At 63.7% G+C, this 22,401-nt stretch carries 19 protein-coding genes and 1 tRNA gene; 9 read left to right on the top strand and 11 right to left on the bottom strand.

The window, feature by feature from the left end:
• Positions 1-132: 132 nt before the first annotated feature.
• From AC1DKD_RS12780 to AC1DKD_RS12755, 6 genes are all read right to left on the bottom strand, one after another.
• On the bottom strand, positions 133-1,092 hold the full coding sequence (locus AC1DKD_RS12780) for an AEC family transporter (RefSeq protein WP_477143350.1): 960 nt from the start codon (positions 1,090-1,092) through the stop codon (positions 133-135).
• Between the two features lie 148 nt (positions 1,093-1,240).
• Positions 1,241-2,299: a porin gene (locus AC1DKD_RS12775; protein ID WP_477143349.1), complete on the bottom strand. Its 1,059-nt coding sequence runs from the start codon at positions 2,297-2,299 to the stop codon at positions 1,241-1,243.
• A 108-nt stretch (positions 2,300-2,407) separates the two neighbouring features.
• Positions 2,408-3,817, bottom strand: a complete 1,410-nt coding sequence (locus AC1DKD_RS12770) for an MFS transporter (protein ID WP_441626748.1) — start codon at positions 3,815-3,817, stop codon at positions 2,408-2,410.
• A gap of 479 nt (positions 3,818-4,296) precedes the next feature.
• Positions 4,297-5,301, bottom strand: a complete 1,005-nt coding sequence (locus AC1DKD_RS12765; RefSeq protein WP_441626746.1) for a Bug family tripartite tricarboxylate transporter substrate binding protein — start codon at positions 5,299-5,301, stop codon at positions 4,297-4,299.
• 30 nt (positions 5,302-5,331) lie between these two features.
• The gene (locus tag AC1DKD_RS12760; RefSeq protein WP_441626744.1) at positions 5,332-6,741 is read right to left on the bottom strand and encodes an amidase family protein; all 1,410 of its coding nucleotides are present in this window, start codon (positions 6,739-6,741) and stop codon (positions 5,332-5,334) included.
• A gap of 111 nt (positions 6,742-6,852) precedes the next feature.
• Positions 6,853-7,629, bottom strand: coding sequence for a FadR/GntR family transcriptional regulator (locus AC1DKD_RS12755; protein ID WP_441626742.1), 777 nt, complete (start codon positions 7,627-7,629; stop codon positions 6,853-6,855).
• A 356-nt stretch (positions 7,630-7,985) separates the two neighbouring features.
• Between AC1DKD_RS12755 and AC1DKD_RS12750 the strand changes: the two genes are divergently transcribed.
• From AC1DKD_RS12750 to AC1DKD_RS12735, 4 genes are all read left to right on the top strand, one after another.
• Positions 7,986-10,223: an NADP-dependent isocitrate dehydrogenase gene (locus AC1DKD_RS12750; RefSeq protein ID WP_441626740.1), complete on the top strand. Its 2,238-nt coding sequence runs from the start codon at positions 7,986-7,988 to the stop codon at positions 10,221-10,223.
• A 214-nt stretch (positions 10,224-10,437) separates the two neighbouring features.
• Positions 10,438-10,524: transfer RNA gene (locus AC1DKD_RS12745), tRNA-Leu, on the top strand.
• Between the two features lie 195 nt (positions 10,525-10,719).
• Positions 10,720-11,217 (top strand): MarR family winged helix-turn-helix transcriptional regulator, encoded by a 498-nt coding sequence (locus tag AC1DKD_RS12740; RefSeq protein WP_441626738.1) that lies wholly within the window; start codon positions 10,720-10,722, stop codon positions 11,215-11,217.
• A 78-nt stretch (positions 11,218-11,295) separates the two neighbouring features.
• Positions 11,296-12,720, top strand: coding sequence for an amidase (locus AC1DKD_RS12735; protein WP_477143348.1), 1,425 nt, complete (start codon positions 11,296-11,298; stop codon positions 12,718-12,720).
• A gap of 44 nt (positions 12,721-12,764) precedes the next feature.
• Here AC1DKD_RS12735 and AC1DKD_RS12730 read toward each other — a convergent pair whose 3' ends face one another.
• Together AC1DKD_RS12730 and AC1DKD_RS12725 are read right to left on the bottom strand one after the other, a co-directional pair.
• Positions 12,765-13,817 carry a phytoene/squalene synthase family protein gene (locus tag AC1DKD_RS12730; protein WP_441626734.1) on the bottom strand — a complete coding sequence of 351 codons (1,053 nt, stop codon included), beginning with the start codon at positions 13,815-13,817 and terminating at the stop codon, positions 12,765-12,767.
• A gap of 175 nt (positions 13,818-13,992) precedes the next feature.
• Positions 13,993-15,030, bottom strand: coding sequence for an AraC family transcriptional regulator (locus tag AC1DKD_RS12725; protein ID WP_441626732.1), 1,038 nt, complete (start codon positions 15,028-15,030; stop codon positions 13,993-13,995).
• Between the two features lie 213 nt (positions 15,031-15,243).
• On the opposite strand from AC1DKD_RS12725, the gene AC1DKD_RS12720 reads away from it, so the two are divergent.
• The 5 genes from AC1DKD_RS12720 (at position 15,244) to AC1DKD_RS12700 (ending at position 20,149) form a co-directional block, all read left to right on the top strand.
• Positions 15,244-15,843, top strand: a complete 600-nt coding sequence (locus AC1DKD_RS12720) for an RBBP9/YdeN family alpha/beta hydrolase (RefSeq protein ID WP_441626730.1) — start codon at positions 15,244-15,246, stop codon at positions 15,841-15,843.
• Positions 15,844-15,997: 154 nt separating this feature from the next.
• Positions 15,998-16,846: a TauD/TfdA dioxygenase family protein gene (locus tag AC1DKD_RS12715; RefSeq protein WP_441626728.1), complete on the top strand. Its 849-nt coding sequence runs from the start codon at positions 15,998-16,000 to the stop codon at positions 16,844-16,846.
• 56 nt (positions 16,847-16,902) lie between these two features.
• Entirely contained in the window at positions 16,903-17,961 is a 1,059-nt protein-coding gene (locus AC1DKD_RS12710) for a beta-keto acid cleavage family enzyme (RefSeq protein WP_477111501.1), read from the top strand.
• 88 nt (positions 17,962-18,049) lie between these two features.
• A complete protein-coding gene (locus AC1DKD_RS12705) occupies positions 18,050-19,042 on the top strand; it encodes a Bug family tripartite tricarboxylate transporter substrate binding protein (protein WP_477143347.1) in 993 nt (330 codons plus the stop codon).
• A 135-nt stretch (positions 19,043-19,177) separates the two neighbouring features.
• Entirely contained in the window at positions 19,178-20,149 is a 972-nt protein-coding gene (locus AC1DKD_RS12700) for a quinone oxidoreductase family protein (protein WP_441626722.1), read from the top strand.
• A 234-nt stretch (positions 20,150-20,383) separates the two neighbouring features.
• On the opposite strand, the gene AC1DKD_RS12695 is transcribed toward AC1DKD_RS12700, so the two are convergent.
• From AC1DKD_RS12695 to AC1DKD_RS12685, 3 genes are all read right to left on the bottom strand, one after another.
• Entirely contained in the window at positions 20,384-20,890 is a 507-nt protein-coding gene (locus AC1DKD_RS12695; RefSeq protein ID WP_441626721.1) for a lipocalin-like domain-containing protein, read from the bottom strand.
• A gap of 100 nt (positions 20,891-20,990) precedes the next feature.
• Positions 20,991-21,272: a hypothetical protein gene (locus tag AC1DKD_RS12690; protein WP_441626720.1), complete on the bottom strand. Its 282-nt coding sequence runs from the start codon at positions 21,270-21,272 to the stop codon at positions 20,991-20,993.
• 261 nt (positions 21,273-21,533) lie between these two features.
• On the bottom strand, positions 21,534-22,401 hold an 868-nt coding region (locus AC1DKD_RS12685), incomplete at its 5' end, for a DUF4382 domain-containing protein (protein WP_477143346.1).

Here is a 22,401-nt window from a genome sequence, read left to right as displayed (position 1 = left end):
GTGGCCCAGGCGTCGTCCCCTATGCATGTCGCGACGGCGGCTGACTGCTCGATCAGGCTGCCCATCGCAAACGCTCGTATGCCATCGATCTTGCCCCATATCAGGCTCGACGGTCCGGCATCCATCCGGTCTTCACGCCAGGCTCCAGTATTTTCCTAGTGCCCAAAGCAACCCGCTCAGCGTAAAGAACGACACGATCGTGGTCACCAGCAAAGTCACTGCGCTGAAATCTTCCTGCCCATAGACCTGCCCCAACGTCGCATAGATGCCCATCATTGGCATAGCCGCCATCAACACAGCCGCCATCCGCAGCGAAGGCTCGATCTCCCCAAGCCCGAGCATCGGCACCATCGTGATCGCCACGAAAACCAGCAACGGATGCAGCACCAGCTTGCCAAGAACAATCGGCGCAATCCGTGAGCCGTGTCCGCGCATGGGAAGCCCGACCAGCGTGCCGCCAATGACAAACAGGGACAGGGCACTACAGGCAGTTGCCAGCATATCGACCGTGCGTATCACCGGCCCGGGCAGTTTCAATCCGAGTACCGACACGGTGAGCCCCGCGAGCAAGCCGATAATCAGCGGGTTATAGGCCATCCGCATCAGCGATTTGCCCAATGCACGCCATTGCCCGGCGCTGCCTTGCCTGCTCTCGGCCATGCAGAGCAGGAAAGGGATGACCAGCAGGTTCTCCACTGTCATGTTGAGCGCAAGCGATACCCCGGCCACAGGGGCAAGGGTGAGCAGCAGGATGGGATAGCCGACATAACCGCTGTTCGAGCACGACATGCCCATCGCGTAGAAGGCGCTGGTGGCCGGATTCAGCCCGGAAGCCCGCCGGCACCAGAAATAGCCCAGGCCGACCATTGCCCATGATCCGAGGCAATAGGCGAGCAGGTAGCTGACATTCAGGATCTCCCCAAGCTGCCGCTGCGACAACGTCCGGAACAGCAGCGCCGGCAACGCCAGATTGATCACGAACCTGCCGAAAACGCGCATGTCGGCTTTGGCGAAGATCCCCGAGCGGGTCATCGAGTATCCGATCAGGATGGCGATATAGATCGGGGCGATGATGGCCAGGATGTCGAGCATTAGGTGGCTTCCGAAAAAACGTCCGTCAAGGCTGGTGCGCTGGCGCGCGCAACGCGGCCATCATGCCGCGGTGCCGGGGAGGGCAACCACGGCAGGTTGGCGGCGTTGCGGCTATTGTTCTTGCAACTGCAGGGGCCACTGGCCGCGCTCAGAACTTGTGGCGTATCCCGGCCATGACGCCCAGCCGTGTGCTGTTGCCGAACGTATTGCCGCTGTTGATGAAGGTGGGGGAACTGTTCAGCGGAATCCATGCGCCGCTCAGGTGGGTGTAATCGACTGCCATATAGACGTCGGTCCGCTTGCTGAAGTTGTAGTCCAGCATCGCCGCGGTGGTCAGGCGCTTGCCGCTTTCGCCGGCGTGCTTGAGCCAGTCGTACTGGAAGGTTCCGATCAGGCTCAGGGCTTCGGTGAGGTTGACGCGGGTGCCCACATAGCCGACGTTGTTGCGGTAGTCCGCGACATCGAGGCGGTTGTTGGTATAGCCCAGGTAATACTGCGCGCGCGCGGCCTTCCAGGTGCCGCCCAGGCCCCAGACGGTCTGCTTGCTGGCTTGCGAAGCGGGCACGGCGCCAAAGAAGGCGGAGGAGACATCGTGCGTGACCTGGTAGACGGCGCCAACCTCAAAGGGACCGGAACTGTAGACCAGCGAGCCGGCTGCGGCGTTGCTGGCCGAGGTACTGCCGGCGACTTCGCCGAAGGTGTAGGCGCCGGCCACCTGCAGGCCGCCGAAGGACTTGATGTACTTGATGGTGTTGTCGTAGCGCAGGCCGGTGTAATTGCCGCCCTGGTACCCGACGATGGAGTTGTTGGCGAAGGCCATGGCCTCGTAGGAGGACAGGATCTCGTGCGCGAGGGTGTACTGCCGCCCCAGCGCGAGCTTGCCGTAATCGCCATCCAGTCCCACCACGGCTGTGCGTCCGAAGAGGYGGCCGCCTTGCTGGCTGATGCCGGTATCGGGGTTAAAGCCCGACTCCAGGATGAAGAAGGCCTTCAGGTTGTTGCCCAGGTCTTCGGTGCCGCGCAGGCCCCAGCGGCTGCCGGTCAGTTCGCCGTCGGTCATTTGCCATTTGCTGTTGCCGGCAGCGTTCTCGTGGGTGGAGAAACGAATCGTGGTGTCGATCAGGCCATACAGGATGACGCCGGATTGCTGCGCGAATGCTGGCCATGCTGCGCTCCCCAGGATAAGCAGGGCGGCGGCTTTTTTCATATTGATACTCCTCCGGTTGGCTTTTGATATTTATTGATATCAATAAATATCTATTGATATCTTTTAATCCATCTTGATAAGTCGCCGCAGTGCGGGTCGCAGGCTGCCTCAGGCGAGTGCCTTGATCACTTTCGCTTCGCCCATGGCCTCTTCCCGCAAGCGGTCATAGTCCCGCTTGTCCATGGGGACCGCGCCGGGCTCGCCGAGGTCGCTCATGCGGATGCGATGGGTTTCCCGTGCGCTCCATGCGGCGATTGCCGCGATGATCGTGACGGTCAGGGTGATCGCGCCAACGGTGAGCGGGATATTGGCCGATCCCGGAGGCGCTGCCATGGCGAATAGCGCCGGAAGCAGGGCGGTGATGGCGGTGCCGGCGTTTTGGGCAATAGCCATGGCCGAGACGCGGGAGCGCGTCGGGAACAGCTCCGGGTAGAAGCTCGGGAACACCGCGTTATAGCCTTGGTAGACCACGCCCCACATCAGCAGCGACGAGACGATCGCCAGCGGCACGTTATGGATGCTGATGGCGTAAAGGTAAGCGAACGAGAGCAGCCCCGAGCCCAGCGCTCCGACGATGATCGGCGGCCGGCGGCCGATCTTGTCGGACAGGTTGCCGACAAACGGAATGACCAGCACGGCGAGGATATTGCCCGCGACCGGAATCCACAGATAAAGGCTCTTTTCAAAGCCAATGCCATAAGCCGGTTGCACCGCGTAAGCCGCGCCGAACACCGTGGCGACCACCGGGATGACGTTCATCAGGGCAACGCATACCACCCGGATCATGTCCTTCCAGCTGTATTTGAAGGCTTCGATGATCGGCGAGCGAGGCACGGCGCTGCCCTTCGCTTCCTGGGCAAATGCAGGCGTTTCATTGACTTCGCGGCGGATGATAAAGCCGGCGACAAGCACGAAGGCGCTCAGCAGGAAGGGAATGCGCCAGCCCCATGCGTTGAAGGCATCGGCGGGCATGTAGTACGCCAGCGGCAGGAATACCGCGGCGGCGAGGATCTGGCCGGCCTGCACGCCCTGGAGCGTGAAACTGGCGTAGTAGCCGCGTCGGCCGAACGGGGCGTGCTCGAGAATCATCGAACTGGCGCCGGAAATCTCGCCGGCCACCGCGAAACCCTGGATGAGGCGAAGGACGACCAGCAGCACAGGGGCAAGCATGCCGACCTGCTGATACGTCGGCAGCAGGCCGACCGCCATCGTCGAGAAACCCATCAGGAACATGCACAGGACCAGCACGGTCTTGCGCCCGTGGGTGTCGCCCCAGTGGCCCAGGAAGAATGCGCCGATTGGCCGTGCGATGTAGCCGACGCCGTAAGTTGCCAGCGACGCGACGATCGCGATCTTGGGGTTGCCCGAGGGGAAGAAGATCTGCGGGAAGATCAGGGACGCGGCCGTCGCATAGATGAAGAAGTCATAGTATTCGAGCGCCGATCCGATCCAGCCGCTCGCGGTCGCCTTCTTCGTCTGGCGTGCGCCGTGTGTGTCACGGTCGATGGTGGTAGCCATGTTGTCTCCTGTATTTGGTGCCTGAAAATTAAGCGATCGCCATGCCCCGGACAAGCTCAATTCGCGCAATTTGCGCGCTAATCGCGCTACTTGCGCGTTAGACGACCGAAAGTCGGGTTTTTACTAGCGTGAGGGGTTTTCCGGGACATGCGTCGGCGTCAACTGCGGCGACAGCGCTGGCAAGGTGTGCACAGCACTTGAGCGCCAGTCGAGCGACCTGATCGCCACGGTGCCGCCAACCGCTGGCTGCGCGGTATCTGCGAGGCGGGAGATCAAGCGCGGCAAGTTGGAGGCTGATGCCGATGCGCCGTGGGCGGGGAAGCGTCGGTGAAAGGGGGGAAGAAACCGCGAACACGTTCATTGTCAATGTGATCGCGGAAAGGCGTGTCCGGCTGCGAGGCACGCTTGTCGCTACCGCCGCTTTCCGCAACGGATAGCCGCCAGCGCGTGCCCCTGGCTCGCGCTGGCGTCTCCAGGACTTAGTCGCCTTTGAAGCCGGATGCCTTGATGACCGGCGTCCAGCGAGCGGCAAGCGCGTTCGCATACTTGGCGACTTCGTCAGCCGTACCGCCAGGCAGCAAGTCATAACCGGTGCGGCCCAGCTTCTCGCGGACATCGGGCATGGCCAGCACCTTGCGCGCGGCCTGGTACCACTGCGCGGACACCTCGGGCGCGGTGTTGGCGCGCACGTACAGCAGGTAGCGCGACGAGGTCACCAGGTTTGGAAATCCGGATTCCGCAAAGGTGGGCACGTCGGGGAGGGCATCCGCGCGCTTGTCGCCGGCCACCGCCAGCACGCGGAGCTTGCCGGCGCGGTGGTACTCCATGAACGAGGTCGTCGCGTCCATGCCCGCCGCAATCTGGTTTCCCATCAAGTCCGTCACCAGGGCGCCGCCTCCGCGATAGGGCACCAGGGTGCTGCCGGTACGGGACTGGGCCACGAATTCCCCGGCGAGGAAGTGGAGCAGGGTACCAACCGTGCTGATGCCGATCGAATGGTCAGCGGGACGGGCTCTGGCCGCCTGGACAAACTCGGCCAGTGTCCTGGCCGGAGAGTTTGCATTGACCGCCAGGCCAAACTGAACGCCGGCCACGTCGGTGATCGCCCTGAAATCGGTGGCGGGATTGAAACGCATATTGTTATAGATCAACGGGCCGATGAACATCGGATCGACCGGCGCCAGCAGCACGGTATGGCCGTCTGCCGGAGCGTTCTTCAATACCTCCGCCGCCACGCGGGTGCCGGCACCGGGCCGGTTGTCGACGATGACGGTCCGGCCAAGCGTTTCCTTGAGTTTCTCGGCCAGCAGACGGCCCATGAAATCGGCTGGTCCCCCGGCCGGGAATGGCACGATGATGCGAGACACGGATTGCCCCCATGCGGCGCGCGAGATCAGGCTGCCGGTGCACAGGGCGGCGGCGGTGCCGGCCAGCATGGCCCGGCGCGAAAACCGCGCAGGGGAAGTCGGGTTGCGTTCGTTCATGGGAGTCTCCTGTTTTGATTGCGGGGGTTGTTATCGGGCGGTGAACGGGGTGAAGCGCGCGGCGTCTTCTATGACCTGGCCTGCCTGCAGCAGCAGATCCTCCCGGAAGCGCCAGGCCAGCAGTTGCACGCCGACGGGTACGCCGCCGGCCATGCCTGTGGGCACCGAGAGGCCCGGCACGCCCAGCATGGCAGTGGCTAGCAGCGGGCTTTGGGCGTCAAGCAGGGCGTGGGTTTGTTCCAGCGTGCCGATATCGGCGTCCTGCGGGCATGGGCGCTGCCATGACACCGGCATCAACACCAGCGGATATTCATGCAGAAAGACCGACCAGTTGCGGCCCAGTGCCTGGCGCCGGGCCAGTGCATCGAGGAAGCCGTCGCGGTCGGTCTCCGGCATGCCCGCCAGCATGTTGCGCTGGCTGCGCCGCATGGCGTCGTCGCCATGTTGTTCCACGCCCGCGACGATATTCCGGCGGCTGTCGTCAGTCGTCAGCGTGCGCCACAGGGCGGCAGCTTCCACAAAGTCCGGCAGCGCGGCTTCCTCGACGGCGTAGCCGGCCTGCTGCAGCCAATGCGCCGCGCTGTCCAACGCTTCGCTGATTGCTGGATCGATGGGGATGCCGGGGCAGCGTTTGAACAGCGCCACGCGGATAGGGCCCGTTGGCGGCGGCAGTTCCAGCGGTACCGGCACCCAACTGGGGTCACGCGCGTCATGGCGCGCCATCGCGTGATATCCAAGCCGCAGGTCGGCCATGTTGCGTGCCAATGGTCCCTGCACCGACATGAGTTGCGGTGTGATGCCGCGCTCGACGCTGGCAGTGGGGTTGTACGCGGGTACCCGGCCTGTCGTGGGCCGCAGGCCAGGCACGCCGCAGGCATACGCCGGATAACGGATGGAGCCACCGATGTCATTGCCATGTGCCAGTGCGCCCATGCCGCAGGCCACCGCGGCAGCGGCGCCACCGCTGGACCCACCAGGCGTGATATCCGGGTTCCAGGGATTCAGCGTGCGCCCGTGCAGACCGTTGTCGGTGAACCAGCGCGACGAGTAGGTGGCCGTGTTGCTGCGCCCGACGATGATGGCGCCGGCATTGCGCCAGTTGGCAACCACCGGGGCGTCTTCGCGCGCGATATTCTCCCGCAACGGGATGACGCCGTTGGTAGTGGCATGGCCCGCCTGGTCCACATTGATCTTGATCGTGACGGGCACGCCGTGAAGCGGCCCGAGTTGCGCTCCGCTCGCGGTCATCTGGTCGGCCGCATCGGCGCTGGCCAGGGCCTGCTCGGCCAGCACTTCAGCCAGGGCGTTGAGGCTCGGGTTGAGCTGTTCGATGCGAGCGAGTGCGCTGGCCGTGGCCTCGCGGCAGGATATCTCGCGCCGCCGTACCGCGGCGGCAATGTCGACGGCGCTCCAGCGCCACAGCGTTTCATGGGGTTTCACGTGGGACTCCAAAAATTAGAGCAAAAACGATCCCGCCCCCATTGGCCGACGGCTGATGGGAGTATGGCGGGGAGGGGGCGGTGCCGGCGGGCGAGACCCACGCGGCCAAGGTCAGTCGCCCGGACTGATCAGCAGGCTGCTCCGGTCGACCCGCGACTCGGCTTCGAGGGCCAGGGCTTCGGCGTGCGCCATATGCTCTTGCATGAGTGCCCGGGCACGGTCGGCGTCGCGCGCGCGGAATGCATCCATCAGGGCCGTGTGGCTGTGGACGATCTCGTCGTCGAAGCGGTCGAAACTCTCTTGTGCGTTGCGTACCACGATCACGCGGCGAATGATGTCGTTGAGCAGGCGGCAGAACAGCGCCAGCATGGGGCTGCTGCAGGCATCGGCGAGCCGGTCGTGAAAGAGCAGATCCGCTTCGCGGCGCTCGTTCCAGTCCTCGCTGCCGCCATGCGCCGGATGGCTCAGGCCGATCAGCGCATCGAGATCGGCCAGGTCGGCCTCGGTCAGGCGCAATGCCACATTGGCTGCCAGTTCGGGCTCAACCGCGCGGCGCAAGGCATATAGCGTCGCGATATCGACCGGCTGGAAGTAGAGGAAGTTGGAGACAGCCTCCAGGCACTGGACGTAGGAGGGCTGCGTCAGCGTGGCGCCTCCGTTGGGCCCGGTAGTGACGGTGACCAGGCCCTGCACCTGCAAGGCGGTCAGCGCTTCGCGCACCGTTCCGCGGCCGACGCCCATCTGCTCGATCAGCGCCGCCTCCTGCGGCAACTTGCCGCCCACTTTCTGGTGCGTCTGGACAATCCAGCGCTTGATACCGTTGACTACCTGATCGACGCGCTTTACGCGCTTGCTGCCGGATAACCCGGGCTTGGGGGCGTGAGGCATTGCTGACTCTATTTATGATCATAATTATCATAATTGGTCAGCGGCCCGATTTTTCCTATGCGGGTATTCCCGGGGCGGTGGCTTGCGGGCATCGCGCCTTCGTGGAGGCGGCGCAGGAGGGGGCTGGCTGGCCGAAGGCCGATGGCGAGTCCCCTGGCGGCGCGCAAGGCAGCCGGGATAGGCCGTAGCGGGATACCAGCCGGGCAGGCAAAGCGTGTTTTGTGCATTTCATAATGCAAAAAGCCATCCCGTGTTTGAGCCCCCTGAAGCAAAATCAGGCAAAATTCGACGTTACTGCCGGGCTGCGACCCAGCCGGTGGCGTTCTCCAACCCATTTCTTGACCCTGAGAGAAGCAATGAGTACCCAGCAACCCACCATCATCTACACGCTGACCGACGAGGCGCCGCTGCTGGCGACCAGCGCCTTCCTGCCGATCATCCGCACCTTTACCGCGCCGGCCGGGATCGACGTCACCACCAGCGATATTTCGGTGGCGGGCCGTATCCTGGGCGAATTCCCGGAATTCCTGACCGAAGCGCAGCGCGTCCCGGACAACCTGGCTGAACTGGGCCGCCTGACCCTGCTGCCGGACACCAACATCATCAAGCTGCCCAACATCAGTGCTTCGGTGCACCAGCTGGTCGGCGCCATCAAGGAACTCCAGGCCAAGGGCTACAACGTGCCTGACTTCCCGGAAGACCCGAAGACCGATGCCGAGAAGGCCATCCGCCAGCGCTACTCCAAGTGCCTGGGAAGCGCCGTGAACCCCGTGCTGCGCGAAGGCAACTCGGATCGCCGCGCACCGGCCGCCGTGAAGAATTACGCCCGCAAGAACCCGCACAGCATGGGCGAGTGGAGCATGGCTTCGCGTACCCACGTGGCGCACATGAAGCACGGCGACTTCTACCACGGTGAAAAGTCCATGACCCTGGACCGCGCCCGCGACGTGAAGATGGAGCTGGTCACCAAGAGCGGCAAGACCATCGTGCTGAAGCCCAAGGTTTCGCTGCTGGACGGCGAGATCATCGACAGCATGTTCATGAGCAAGAAGGCGCTGTGCGACTTCTACGAAGAGCAGATGGAAGACGCGCGCAAGACCGGCGTCATGCTGTCGCTGCACGTGAAGGCCACGATGATGAAGGTCTCGCACCCCATCGTGTTCGGCCACGCCGTGAAGATCTTCTACAAGGAAGCCTTTGCCAAGCACGGCGCGCTGTTCGACGAACTGGGCGTGAACGTCAACAACGGCCTGGTCAACCTGTACGACAAGCTGGAAAGCCTGCCCAGCTCCAAGCGCGAGGAAATCATCCGCGACATGCACGCCTGCCACGAGCATCGCCCGGAACTGGCGATGGTGGATTCGGCCAAGGGCATCTCCAACCTGCACGCCCCCAATGACGTGATCGTGGACGCCTCGATGCCGGCCATGATCCGTATCGGCGGCAAGATGTGGGGCGCCGACGGCCGCCCGAAGGACACCAAGGCTGTGATCCCGGAAAGCACGTTCGCCCGCATCTACCAGGAAATCATCAATTTCTGCAAGACCAACGGCAACTTCGACCCGGTCACCATGGGCACCGTGCCCAACGTCGGCCTGATGGCCCAGCAGGCCGAGGAATACGGCTCGCACGACAAGACCTTTGAAGTGCCCGAAGCCGGCGAAGCCCGCATCGTGGACATCGCCACGGGCGAAGTGCTGCTGGTGCAGAACGTGGAAGAGGGCGACATCTGGCGCATGTGCCAGGTCAAGGACGCGCCGATCCGCGACTGGGTCAAGCTGGCCGTTACCCGCGCCCGCAACTCCGGCATGCCGGCGATCTTCTGGCTGGACCCGTACCGTCCGCACGAAGCCGAGATGATCAAGAAGGTCGAGACCTACCTGAAGGATCACGACACCACCGGCCTGGACATCCAGATCATGTCGCAGGTGCGCGCCATGCGCTACACGCTGGAACGCGTCATCCGCGGCCTGGACACCATCTCGGTCACCGGCAACATCCTGCGCGACTACCTGACCGACCTGTTCCCCATCATGGAACTGGGCACCAGCGCCAAGATGCTCTCCATCGTCCCGCTGATGGCCGGTGGCGGCATGTACGAAACCGGTGCGGGCGGCTCGGCGCCCAAGCACGTCAAGCAACTGGTGGAAGAAAACCACCTGCGCTGGGACTCGCTGGGTGAATTCCTGGCGCTGGCCGTGTCGCTTGAAGACCTGGGCATCAAGACCAGCAACGCCAAGGCCAAGATCCTGGCCAAGACGCTGGATGCCGCCACCGGCCAGCTGCTGGAGAACAACAAGAACCCGTCGCCCAAGACCGGGCAACTGGACAACCGCGGCAGCCAGTTCTACCTGGCCATGTACTGGGCCCAGCAACTCGCGGCGCAAACCGAAGATGCAGCCCTGGCCGCGCAGTTCGCGCCGCTGGCCAAGCAACTGACCGACAACGAGCAGGCCATCGTGGCGGAACTGTCGGCCGTGCAAGGCAAGGAAGCGGACATCGGCGGTTACTACAAGCCCGACTTCGCGAAGCTGGATGCCGTGATGCGCCCGAGCAAGACGCTGAACGCGGCGCTGGCGGCTGCGCAGGCTTAAGGAAGTTCCGCTGCCTCCGGTCGGGGCGGGTTGTACCTGCGCTATCCCTGACCGCTCCCTTCCGGCCCAGGGCCGGGAGGGATTTTGCTGATCGTCCCGTTGATGGCAGCAGTTGCACGATGCGCTTCGGGGCAAGGCGATGTTTTTCTTCCGGTTCGCTATGCGGAGCACTTGCAAATTCCGATCCGTTAGGTAAAATGCGCCTCCTCACCTAGCCCAGGTGGCGAAATTGGTAGACGCACTAGGTTCAGGTCCTAGCGGTGGCAACACTGTGGAGGTTCGAGTCCTCTCCTGGGCACCAAGATAGAAAGCAAAAGGCCTGCATTCGTGCAGGCCTTTTGCTTTGGTGCTTCGCGTCGAAAGGCGAGAGGCGAGAGGTGAAAGGCGACCCCTTGTCGCGTCAAGGCAAAGGCCTAGGTATTTTTGCTTAGTTGCACGAAGCAACTATTGCAACGAGAATCTGTTGTCGATATCGACTAATTCTCCGAAGCCTGCCATGCCATCCTCCGACCACCCCATCCTCGAATACCTGTCGTTCCGGCTCGATCGGCTGAGCGAGCTGAGCAAGGCGGCGGGTTCGCAGTTCTACGAAAACGAGTTCGGCGTCACGGTGCGGGACCTGCGCGTGCTTCGCCTGGTTGCGCTGGAGCCGGGGCTGACCCTGAGCCGGCTCATCGAACTCACCTTGCTCGAAAAGACACAGGTGTCGAAGCTGGTCAGCGCGCTGGTGCGGCAAGGGCTGCTGAGCCGGCAGATCGGCGAACTCGATGCCCGGCAGATCAATCTGTTCCTGAGCGCGGAGGGCGAGAGCATGGTGAAGCGAACCTACGAGCGCGGCAATACGCTGGAGAAGGCATTGCTGGCCACGCTGACCGAGGCGGAGCTCAAGACGTTCAATCGCTGCATCGACAAGCTGACCGATACGCTCGAGCACCGTGCGAGGGACGCCGGCCATGAAGGCGCGGCCAGGGTCAAGCCCAAGCGGGCCGCATAGATTCTTGGTTTCCCGTGCCGGGGTTGCGAATCCGGTGCTGGCTGATGCACTGATGCACCTTCACCGATGGATGACCCAATGACAATCAACGAGACAAACGAGACAACCGCCCTTAATGCGCTGAGCGCCACGACGCTGCTCGACCTCTATGCCCGCAAGGCGTTATCGCCAGTGGAGGTGACCCAGGCCGTGCTGTCGCAAATGGAAGCATGGGAGCCGCATATCCATGCGGCCTATGCCCTCGACACGCAGCGCGCGCTGGCGATGGCACGCGAGTCCGAGGCGCGCTGGCAGCGCGGCGCGCCGCAAGGGGCGCTGGACGGCGTGCCGGTGACGATCAAGGAGAACATCGCCACGCAAGGGGTGCCCGTCCCGCTGGGCTGCGCCGCGACCGAGCTGGTCCCGGCCGCGAAGGATGCGCCCCCGGCGGCGCGCTTGCGTGAAGCCGGGGCTGTGTTCCTCTGCAAGACCACGATGCCGGACCTCGGCATGCTTGGCGCGGCCATGTCCAGCTTTCACCCGCTGACGCGCAATCCATGGGACCTCAGCCGGAATACGGGCGGCTCCAGTTCGGGCGCGGGCGCGGCAGCGGCGGCCGGCTATGGTCCCCTGCATGTCGGCACGGACATCGGTGGCTCGGTGCGCGGGCCGGCCGGTTTCTGCGGCATCTTCGGGCTCAAGCCGAGCCTTGGCCGCATTCCGATCGATCCGCCTTATGCGGCGCGCRCCGCCGGTCCGATGACGCGCACCGTGGCGGATGCCGCGCTCATGATGCGCGTGCTGTCGCAGCCCGATGCGCGCGACCATATGAGCTTGCCCTACCAGGCTATCGAGTGGAACCGGCTGGATCGCAGCCTCAAGGGCCTGCGCATCGGCTTGTGGCTTGAGCTCGACTGCGGCATCCCGCTCGATCCGGATGTGCGCGAAGCGGTGGAGAGGGCGGCCAGGGCATTCGAAGCGGCCGGCGCGGTCGTCGAACCGATCCGGCCGTGGATCGAGCCGGGCATGCTCGAAGGTATCAGCCGCTTCTGGGCCATGCGCACACGCATGGACCTTTCCGCGCTGCCCGAAGCGCGGCGCGGAAAGGCGTCGCCAGCTATCCAGTGGGCGGTGCAAAAGAGCCAGGAGGTCAGCGCCGAGCAGCTATACAAGGCGCACGCCCAAGGCCTGGCGCTGCGCGCGGCGACCGTGGCCGCCACGCGCGATTTCGACTATGTGTTCTCGCCCGTTTTCCCGCAGCCTGCGTTTGGCGCGGAACAGACGCATGTGGAATACGAGGGCGTCGAGCCGATTCACCAGGCAAGCTTCACGATCGTCTACAACTTCTCCGAGCAGCCCGCGGCATCCGTCAATTGCGGGTACGCGGCGGAGGGCATGCCCATCGGCCTGCAGATTGCCGGACGGCGTTTCGACGATCTGGGCGTCCTGCAGATGGCCAGGGCCTGGGAGGAGATGCGTCCCGCGCAGCGGCCCTGGCCGCAACCGCCGCGGACGGCAGCCTGAGCGCGTCGGGCAGCGAGGACGTCGCCCGGTGAGGCGGCGTTCCGTCAGCTACCCAGCCGGGCTTCGATCTTTCCGGTCAGCCCGTCAACCCAGGAACGCAGCAGTTTGTCGGAGACCACCAGCGGCACCGATGCCGCCACGATCTGGTACACCTTGTTGCGTCGTACCTTGGAGACTTTTCCGGGGTCGAGCCAATCGTCGTTGTTGACGAGCAGCAGCAGGGTTTCCAGGCCGATGAGGACCGGCCACAGGCACGCCAGCCGCAACCGGATGGAGAACGCCGGGATGGCGAGCGTGTATTCAACCGCCTCCCGGAAGTGATCCAGCGTTTCGCGGATCAGCTCGAACAGCAGCGGTTGGGCGCGCAGGGCGTTGGCCGGCAGCAAGAGATCTTGCGGCGTCAATCCAAACCGGTCCAGCATCGTGGCTGGCAGATAGCAGCGGCCAATGCGCAGGTCCTTGCCGCAGTCACGCAGGACGTTCGTCAACTGCAGTGCCTTTCCGAAGCGCACGCCACGGTGCAGCATGGTCTCCGGGCTACCCTTGAGTGTTCCCGGCATGTGCGCATAGGTCATCTTGGTCCAGAATTCCCCCACGCATCCCGCAACCAGGTAGGTGTACCGGTCAAGCTCTTCCGGTTCGCGAAGCGCGACGATCTGCCCGGAGCATTCGTCGGGGAAGGTACGGAGATCAAACTCCATGCCCGTCGTCAGGGTCGTCACGATCTCGCGTACCGCCGCCCGGTCGGACTCGCTCAACTGGGACAATATCGACAGCGCGGGCCCCAGCGACTCGAGCAGGACCTTCTCGTCGGACTGCGTCTGCTGCCCCGCGACTTCCACCGCCATGCGTCGCAGGAACGTCCCGTCGTCCGCGGCGCCGTTGACCTGATCGCGCAGCGACAGGAGCAGATCCAGCCGTTGCCGCGGCGGAATGAGCGAAGTGTCGGCGATCGTGTCCGCGGCGCGGGCCAGCAGATACGCCAGGCCAACGGGATCGCGCATCCCGGCGGGCAGCACGCGCAGCGTCAGGTAGAAAGAACGTGAAACGCCTTTCAGTAGCGGGCCGAGGAGGAAGGCCCGGGTGGGGTTAGGCATGGATTGGGGTCAGGTCGGTATTGGACAGGTCAGGCGCTGCCGAATTGTATCCGGCAACGATGCCGCGGCGGTGATGCGTATCGAGTGGCCATCCAAGGCGGATCGGCGCTTTTTCTCATCGACTCTCTGCGCCGTCAATTGCCTCGGTGCGGAGATGGCAGTGAGGGGACACAGATCAGCCACGTTGCGGCGGTGCATTTGCGGCAGCCTGTGAAGTTTGCTTCCAGCTCGAAACCGTCATGCCAAAATGTTTCCTGAACCAGAAAGCGAAAGCGCTGGGACTCGAGAAGCCGAGCAGATCGGCGAGTTCGGCGAGGGAACGATCGCTGTCGAGGATCTGGCGGGCGGCGAGTTCAGACCGGACCGACTGGAGCAGCGACAAAAAGCCCGTGCCTTCCGCGGCGAGATGGCGATGCAAAGTCCGGCGATCCACGCCAAGGTGCTTTGCCACCTGGTCCGATGTACACCTGCCCCCGGGCAACATGGCAACCACGACCTGCCGTACGGTGTGCGTCGCACTTTCATCGGATCCAGACAGGGCCTGATCGAGAAAGCGACGGACATATGGCGTCATGCGGTAGTCATTGGCCGGCATGGGCGCGGCGAGGTCCTTTGCGGCACAGACGATGCCATTGAAACTTGCATTGAACTCAACCGCCGCGCCGAACAACGCTTTGTGACACGTGGCACCGTGCGGTTGACGATGCTCGAAACAGACGCTTCGGGGCCGCCAGGCTGGCCCCAATAGTTCCTGGATCGTGCGGTATAGCACGCCCACGGCCATTTCAATGGACTGCCGCACCGGGTGCTTGCCGGTGGCCAGGATCTCTTCGCGAATCAATACGGCGTCGCCGAAGTCTTCGATGCGAGTCAACAGCGACGCATTGATCAGGCGCATATAGCGACACAGGTTGTCCAGCGCCTGCCGGGCATTCGGCGCTTCGCGCATCACGAAACTGATCGGGCCCAGGTTGGCCAGCCGCCGGTCCATGGCCAGTTGCAAGCCGAAGTCTTCCACGCCTGCCATCAAAGCACTGTCCTCAAGCAGCTGGCGTACCGCCATGGTACTGACCGGCATATCGGGGTCGAGAAGGCTCCGGGGACTCAACCCCACCTTGCGCAGCATCGCCTCAGGGTTGAGTCCATGGTGGCGCGCCAGTTCCGTGTAGCCGGTAAGACTGGCGCTTCGGATCAAGGGCGTGTAACTGGGCATGGGGATGTCCCAATTTAGATATTGAATGTCCCAAATAATACATCACATTCGATCTTGCAGCGATAGTCTTCTGATGTGCATCTGATCCCCGATGCCCGGCGGGGCGGGGTCAATGGAGCGCAGCGTGGCTTCAGTCTTTACGCCGGACCTCATGCGCAAAAGCCAGCTGTTGACAGACCCGAGTCGCAGCATCACCTCAAATCGAATTCGATCATGACAACATCCACTGTGCTTATCGTCCCCGGCCTGCGTGACCAGGTTGCCGGGCATTGGCAGACATTGCTGGCCGAGCGACTGCCCAATGCCCGCACAGTGCCGCCAATGGGGCGCGAAAACCTGGACTGCTCTCGCCGTGTCGCGGCCATTGAGCAGGCGGTGGCAGACATTGGCGGTCCTGTACTGCTGGTCGCCCACAGCGGGGGCTGCATCATGCTTGCCCACTGGGCCCTGACAACCGCACACGCGGCACGCATCCAGGGCGCATTGCTGGCGTGTCCGCCTGACTTTGAGCGCCCCATGCCGGAAGGCTACCCGACATTGTCCGCGATCCACGCTAGTGGCTGGCTCCCGGTCCCACGCCAGCGGCTTCCGTTTCCCAGCCTGGTTGCTACCAGCCAGAACGATCCGCTGGGCGAACTGCCGAGGGTGATCGAACTCGCGCGGGCCTGGGGCAGTGACACGGTGGACCTGGGCGAGGTCGGTCATCTGAACCCGGCATCTGGCTATGGCCCCTGGCCGATGGCCACGCAGTTGATCGAGCGGCTTGACGCCGGGCGTCTCTCGAACAGCGCCGAGTCCACGTTGTACCGCTGACCAGGCAAGCATCAGCGGCAGCTCTCAACGCAAGAGCGGCCCGACCAGTGCTACGCGCCGCATGTAGCGGCCATGCTCACCGCGACCTCGAGTCCCGCAAGACCACGGGATCGTTCGTCCTGGTGATCTGAACAAGAAAACAAGGAGACAAGCCATGCATATCGAACCGTTGACATGCGCCATAGGTGCCGAGCTCGTAAACGTGAACCTGGCAGACGCCGTGCACGACGATGGCCTGTTCGCCGAGATCAGGGCCGCGCTGCTCAGGCACAAGGTGCTGTTCCTGCGCGACCAGGACATCACGCGCGATGAGCATGTGGGCTTCGCGCGCCGCTTCGGCGAACTCGAGGACCACCCCGTGGCCGGCAGCGACCCGGATCACCCGGGCCTGGTGCGCATCTACAAGTCGCCGGACGCCCCCAACGACCGCTACGAGAACGGCTGGCACTGCGACGCCACGTGGCGCGAGTCGCCGCCAATGGGCTGCGTGCTGCGCTGCGTGGAATGCCCGCCGGTGGGCGGAGACACCATGTGGGCCAATATGGCGCTGGCCTACGACAAGCTGCCCGAGCAGGTCAAGATCCAGATCGCTGGCCTGCGTGCGCGGCACAGCATCGAAGCCACGTTCGGTGCGGCCATGCCGATCGAGAAGCGCCTGGCACTCAAGGCCCAGTACCCGGATGCCGAACATCCCGTGGTGCGCACCCATCCCGAGACCGGCGAGAAGGTGCTGTTCGTCAACGGCTTCGCCACCCATTTCTCGAACTTCCACACGTCGGCCAACGTGCGCTACGGCCAGGACTTCACGCAAGGCGGATCGGCGCTGCTGCAGTACCTGATCGGCCAGGCCTTGATCCCCGAGTACCAGGTGCGCTGGCGCTGGAAGCCGAACAGCATCGCCATCTGGGACAACCGCTCGACGCAGCACTACGCCGTGATGGACTACCCGCCCTGCCATCGCAAGATGGAGCGCGCCGGCATCGTCGGCGACAAGGTGTTCTGACTCTCACTCCCGCCAACCCTATCGCCTTTCTTCCTTTCCCACCCAGGAGACACGCCATGAACTTTCTCGACGGACACCTGTTCCCCGAAAACCAGCAGCCGCTCATCATCACGGCAGCACCCTACGCGCCGTCCTATGTCCCTTCTGATTTTCCCGAGGACATCCCGGTGACGATGGAGGCGCAGATCCAGAAGGCGGTGGACTGCTACAACGCGGGCGCCACGGTGCTGCACCTGCACGTGCGCGAACTCGACGGCCGCGGCTCCAAGCGGCTGTCCAAATTCAACGAGCTGGTCGCCGGCGTGCGCAAGGCCGTGCCCGAGATGATCATCCAGGTGGGTGGTTCGATCTCCTTCGCGCCGGAGACCGATGGCGCCGCCGCCAAGTGGCTATCCGACGATACGCGCCACATGCTCGCCGATCTCGATCCCAAGCCCGACCAGGTCACGGTGACCGTGAACACCTCGCAGATGAATGTGCTGGAGCACTTCGATTACGAAGACCTGCGCGGCACGTCGATGGAAGATCCGGCCACCTTTCAGGCGTACAAGGAAATGACGGTGCCCTCGCAGCCTGGCTGGGTCGAGGAGCACATCCGCCGCCTGTCGGCCGCCGGCATCCAAAGCGCTTTCCAGTGCTACAACATCAACAGCTTCGAGTCGGTCGAGCGCCTGATGCGCAGGGGCATCTACAAAGGCCCGCTGGTCATGAACTGGGTGGCTATCAGCGGCGGCATGGACGCGCCCAACATCTACAACATGGCCAACATTGTGCGCGCCGTGCCCGATGGCGCCGTGCTGACGGTGGAAAGCTCCGTGCTCAACGTGCTGCCGATCAACATGATGGGCATCGCCATGGGCCTGCATGTGCGCTGCGGCATCGAGGACAACCTCTGGAACCAGCAGCGCACCAGGAAGTTCAGCACGGTCCAGCAGATCGAGCAACTGGTGCGCATTTCACGCGAGTTCGGCCGTCCGATCGCCACTGCGCAGCAGGCGCGCGAGATTTCCAAGATCGGCGTGTTCTACGACACCGTGGAGGAGTCCCTGGCGGCCAACGGCTTCGCGCCAAACCGCATCGGTCGCCAGCAGGGCCACCTGCGCAAGATCGCCTGAGCGTCGCCACGCCCTGGCCAACAACGACAACGACAACAACTACAACTACAACTACAACTACAACTACAACTACAACGAGGAGACAAGGATGAAGCAAGCAACCAGGTACCGCCAGCGCGCGACGCTTCTCGGGGTCGCCATCGCCCTGTGCGCGGCGCCTCTGGCGGCAAACGCATGGTCGCAAAAGCCGGTCAGGGTCGTGGTGCCGGCGCCCGCCGGCGGCACGATGGACGTCGTGGCGCGGGTGCTGTCCGAGGCCATCTCGACCGAGATCGGCCAACCGGTGATCGTCGACAACAAGCCGGGCGCCGGTGGCGCCATCGGTGTGCAGGGACTGAATCTCGCGCCACCGGATGGCCAGACGATCATGGTCATTGCAAGCAACATCCTGACCGAAATTCCGCTGGTGATGAAGACGGGTTTCGATCCGGTCAAGGACGTGAAGCCGGTGACGATGGTGGCCCGCTCCGCCATGGTCCTGGTGGCAACGCCGACGGTGCCGGCCAAGGACCTGAAAGGGTTGATCGGCTACCTCAAGACCGCCAAGGGTGGCCAGGGAAGCTATGCGTCCTACACCGCGGGAACCAGCTCGCACTACGCAGGCGCCATCTTCGCCAGCAAGTCCGGGCTGGACCTGCAGCACGTGCCCTTCCCGGGCTCGCCACCCGCGCTGCAGAACGTGATGGGCGGCCAGGTCGACATCATGTTCGACGGTGCCGTGACCTCGCTGCCCCTGATCAAGGCAGGCAAGCTCAAGGCCTTCGGTGTCGGGACCACGATGCGGCTGGCGCAACTGCCCGATGTGCCAACGATGGCGGAGCAGGGCTTCCCCGAGATCATCGATTTCTCGAACTGGGTGGGCGTCATCGTATCGTCCAAGGTGCCCGACGACATCGTGAACAGGATCAATGCCGTGGTCACCAAGGTAGCCTCGACGCCAAAAGTACGCGAGAAGCTGATGGGGCTCAGCTTCTCTCCGATGGTCAGCGAAAACCCCGAAGCGCTGGCCAGAATGACGYATGCCGAGTACGAGCGCAACGCGCAGATCGTCAAGGCGTACAACATCAAGTTCAACCAGTGAGCGATCGGGCTTGGCCATGCCCCGGCGCGTTGATGCATTCAGTGCCTGGCCTGGCCACGAACCCATCGCCTGACTGTCAGCGACCAACTGAGTCGGCCGCGTGGGACCCCTCGGAACATACACAGGAATACAAACATGTCAAAAGCCATTCGCTTCTATGAAACCGGCGGCCCGGAAGTGCTGAAGTTCGAGGACGTCGAGGTCGGCGAGCCCGGCCCCGGCGAGGCCCGCGTGCGCCACAGCTACATCGCGCTGAACTTCATCGATATCTATTTCCGCACCGGCCGCTACCCGCTGGCGCTGCCCAACGGGCTGGGCTCCGACGCGGTCGGTGTGGTCGAGGCCGTGGGTTCCGGCGTGACGGACATCCGCGTGGGTGACCGCGTCGGCTACCTGATCGGGCCGCAGGGCGCTTACTCCCAGGTGCGCGTGATGCCGGCGGCGGTGCTGATCCCGCTGCCCGATGGCATCTCCGACCGCACCGCCGCCACGCTGATGATGAAGGGCATGACGGCGCAATACCTGTTCCGTCAGGTCTACCCGCTCCAGGGTGGCGAGACCATCCTCTACCACGCGGCTGCGGGTGGCGTGGGGCTGATCGCATGCCAGTGGGCGCGGGCGATGGGCGTCACCATGATCGGAACCGTGAGTACCGACGAGAAAGCCGCGATCGCCAAGGCCAACGGCTGTGCGCACACCGTCGTGACCTCGCGCGAGAACATCGTGCAGCGCGTCAAGGAGATCACCGACGGCAAGGGTGTTCCGGTGGTCTATGACTCGGTGGGCAAGGACACGCTGGAAGCCTCACTGGACTGCCTGCAGCCGCGGGGCTCGCTGATCAGCAACGGCACCTCGTCGGGAGCCGTGATTGTCGACTCCCAGATGCTGGCCGCGAAGGGATCGATCTGGTTCACGCGGCCCGCCATGATGCACTATATCCAGCCGCGCGCACACATGCTGGACATGGCCAGGGAATTGTTCGACCACGTGCTGGCCGGCCGCATCGTGAGCGAACCCCAGCAGACCTTTGCCCTGGCCGATGCCGCCGACGCGCACCGGGCGCTCGAGTCCCGCAAGACAGTAGGGTCCACCGTCCTGGTGCCCTGACAGAGGCATTGTCACGTTGCCGAAGCGATCGCCCGAGATGGCGTGATGAAGACGATATCGCTTTGTCACCGCCATCTCGGCGCTTGCATGCGCAAACGCCGCAGATCGGATTGTCCCGATATTGACTCTTGAGGGAAGTCCGTGCGGACAGAATCTGCCTTGAACGGTCGCTCCTTTTAGCTCCCCAATCCAGGTCGATCGGAGCCGATCCTTGGCATTCGCCATTACGCCCGTCTATCTTGCGCGCTTCCAGGTTACCGTCGCGGAGCCGCCCCCGGACGCTTGCGCAGTCATGTATTGAAGATCGTCTCGGCTGAGCGCGACCACGGAGCGCTTCTGTTCGGTTGCGTCCCAGTTTGGAAAGGTCGATTTATCGATATTGAGAGTGAGGCTCTTGCCTTCCGGATTTAAGGCGTAGGTGCCGAAGAGGGCAACGCTCTTGCCGATTACCGCCTTGTTTTCCTCTAGCGAACCAGCAGCGCGATTACCGGAGGCAAATTTTGGCAGATCCGCCCCAATGATGGTTAGCATAAACCGGCCTTGGGCATCCAGAATCATCATCCCTTTCGCCCCTGGACCGAACTGATCGATCTTCTTTCCGTCCTTATCGAGAACTGATGAGACAAGCGTCCACGTTCCGACTATATCGTAGGCTTCTTGAGCAAACACGCCGGTCGCTGGGAGCGCAGCGCCCAGACATATCGCCACCATCGGAGAGTACTTCCCAAGGATGCTGTTCATTCGACTCCTCCAAGGTCAAAGGATGAATCGTTCCCGGCGCGTCCCCGGATGTCTGTCAGCTGGCGTACATTGGCCGCCTCACAGCGGAGGCCATCGGTGGCTAATGTTTGCGGCTGCTCGAATGCACCTTTCCGTGCCGGTCACCCGTGCGCATTTCGCTGCGGTCCTCAGCGCGCGATCGGCCCTTGTCCCGGTCACCCGCATTTGGGCCATTGCTATTGATCAGGCCACGGCTACTGATCTGACTGCCCGAGCGGCCACCGAAATCACCGCCGGCTCGAGCCGCCCCGCCCATGCCGCCGCCATGCTGCGCGTGRGCGGCTACCGAGGTCGCCGCCAGGATGGAAGTTGCGATCAGGGAAAACAAGCGGATCTTGTTCATGCGATTCTCCTACGTCCGAAGTTGCTCAGGAAAACGCCGCGTGCTCAGCAACGCCCTTTCTTTGCCTGCCCGGGTGGGCAGAAGCCGGGACCCGGCCCCGAGTCGACGACCACTCCGGCCGGGACAACAACGGCCGCGCCGGGTGTGTAGACGGCGCAGCCGGCCATGAGCGTGGCGGTCAGCACGGCTCCGAATAGGAATTTCATCTGTTGCTACTCTCTTATTGGGTTTGAGTGTCGGCGCGGCAGTGGCACCCGCACGTCAGAATGCGAAGTTCTGGGACACGCCTGTTGTGGTCACGGTGACTGGCTGAGTGATGACCGACCCGCTGGCACTCGTAGCCTGGATACTGTACTTGCCTGCCACAGTGCCATCCTGCGTGAGCAGGATCCCCCCAGCCGGCAGCGGGGTCTGGTATGTGCCAACCGCAGGTCCAGCCAGCGGCAATGCCGGCTGCGTCAGGAACAAGCTGTAGGCCCCCGAATCCGACGCCGCCGCGGTGGCGGCAATCTCGAAGGTACCGCCGCCAGTTTGCTGCAAGGCACGGACGGTTCCCGCCGCAGTGATGGGGGTGATCGTACCGGAGACTCTGCCAAACGTTGAGGCCGGCAGGTTGAGCGGTGCAGCAGCCGTCGCGACGACAGTGCTGCTGCGTGCCACGACCGGCACGCCTCGCACGATGCCGGTGCCGCGCCCGGTGGCCGAGGTCGGCACAACCACAACGTCCACATTGCCGGCGGTACTGCTCTGCTCGATCGGCGACAGCGTGAAATTGCCGCTGGCGTCAGCCACGGTCGCCTTGACCACGACGCCGTTGCGTTCAGCAAATACCTGGGCGCCTGGCGCGGAGGCCACCACACCGGCGACAGTGCCGCTCACCACCGTTGGTAAAGCGGTAACCACCGGCTTGAGCCCATAGGTTTTGTTGCCGCGTGTGACGATCGACTTGCAAGCATCGAAGTCCAGCACCAGATCGGTCAACGTATCAGGGGCCACGGTGAAGGGGCGGTTGATCTTGATGCCGGTCTGGACGGCGCTGGGTGTGTCGAGCGCTTGCTCGGCAGCGCCAGTGGGTACCACCGAATTGGCAAGCGCGCCGGCGCCATTGGCCACGAGCACCAGGCGGATC

The organism is Cupriavidus sp. 05T313 (genome assembly GCF_056396665.1).
This window is presented reverse-complemented; position numbering and strand designations above follow the sequence as displayed.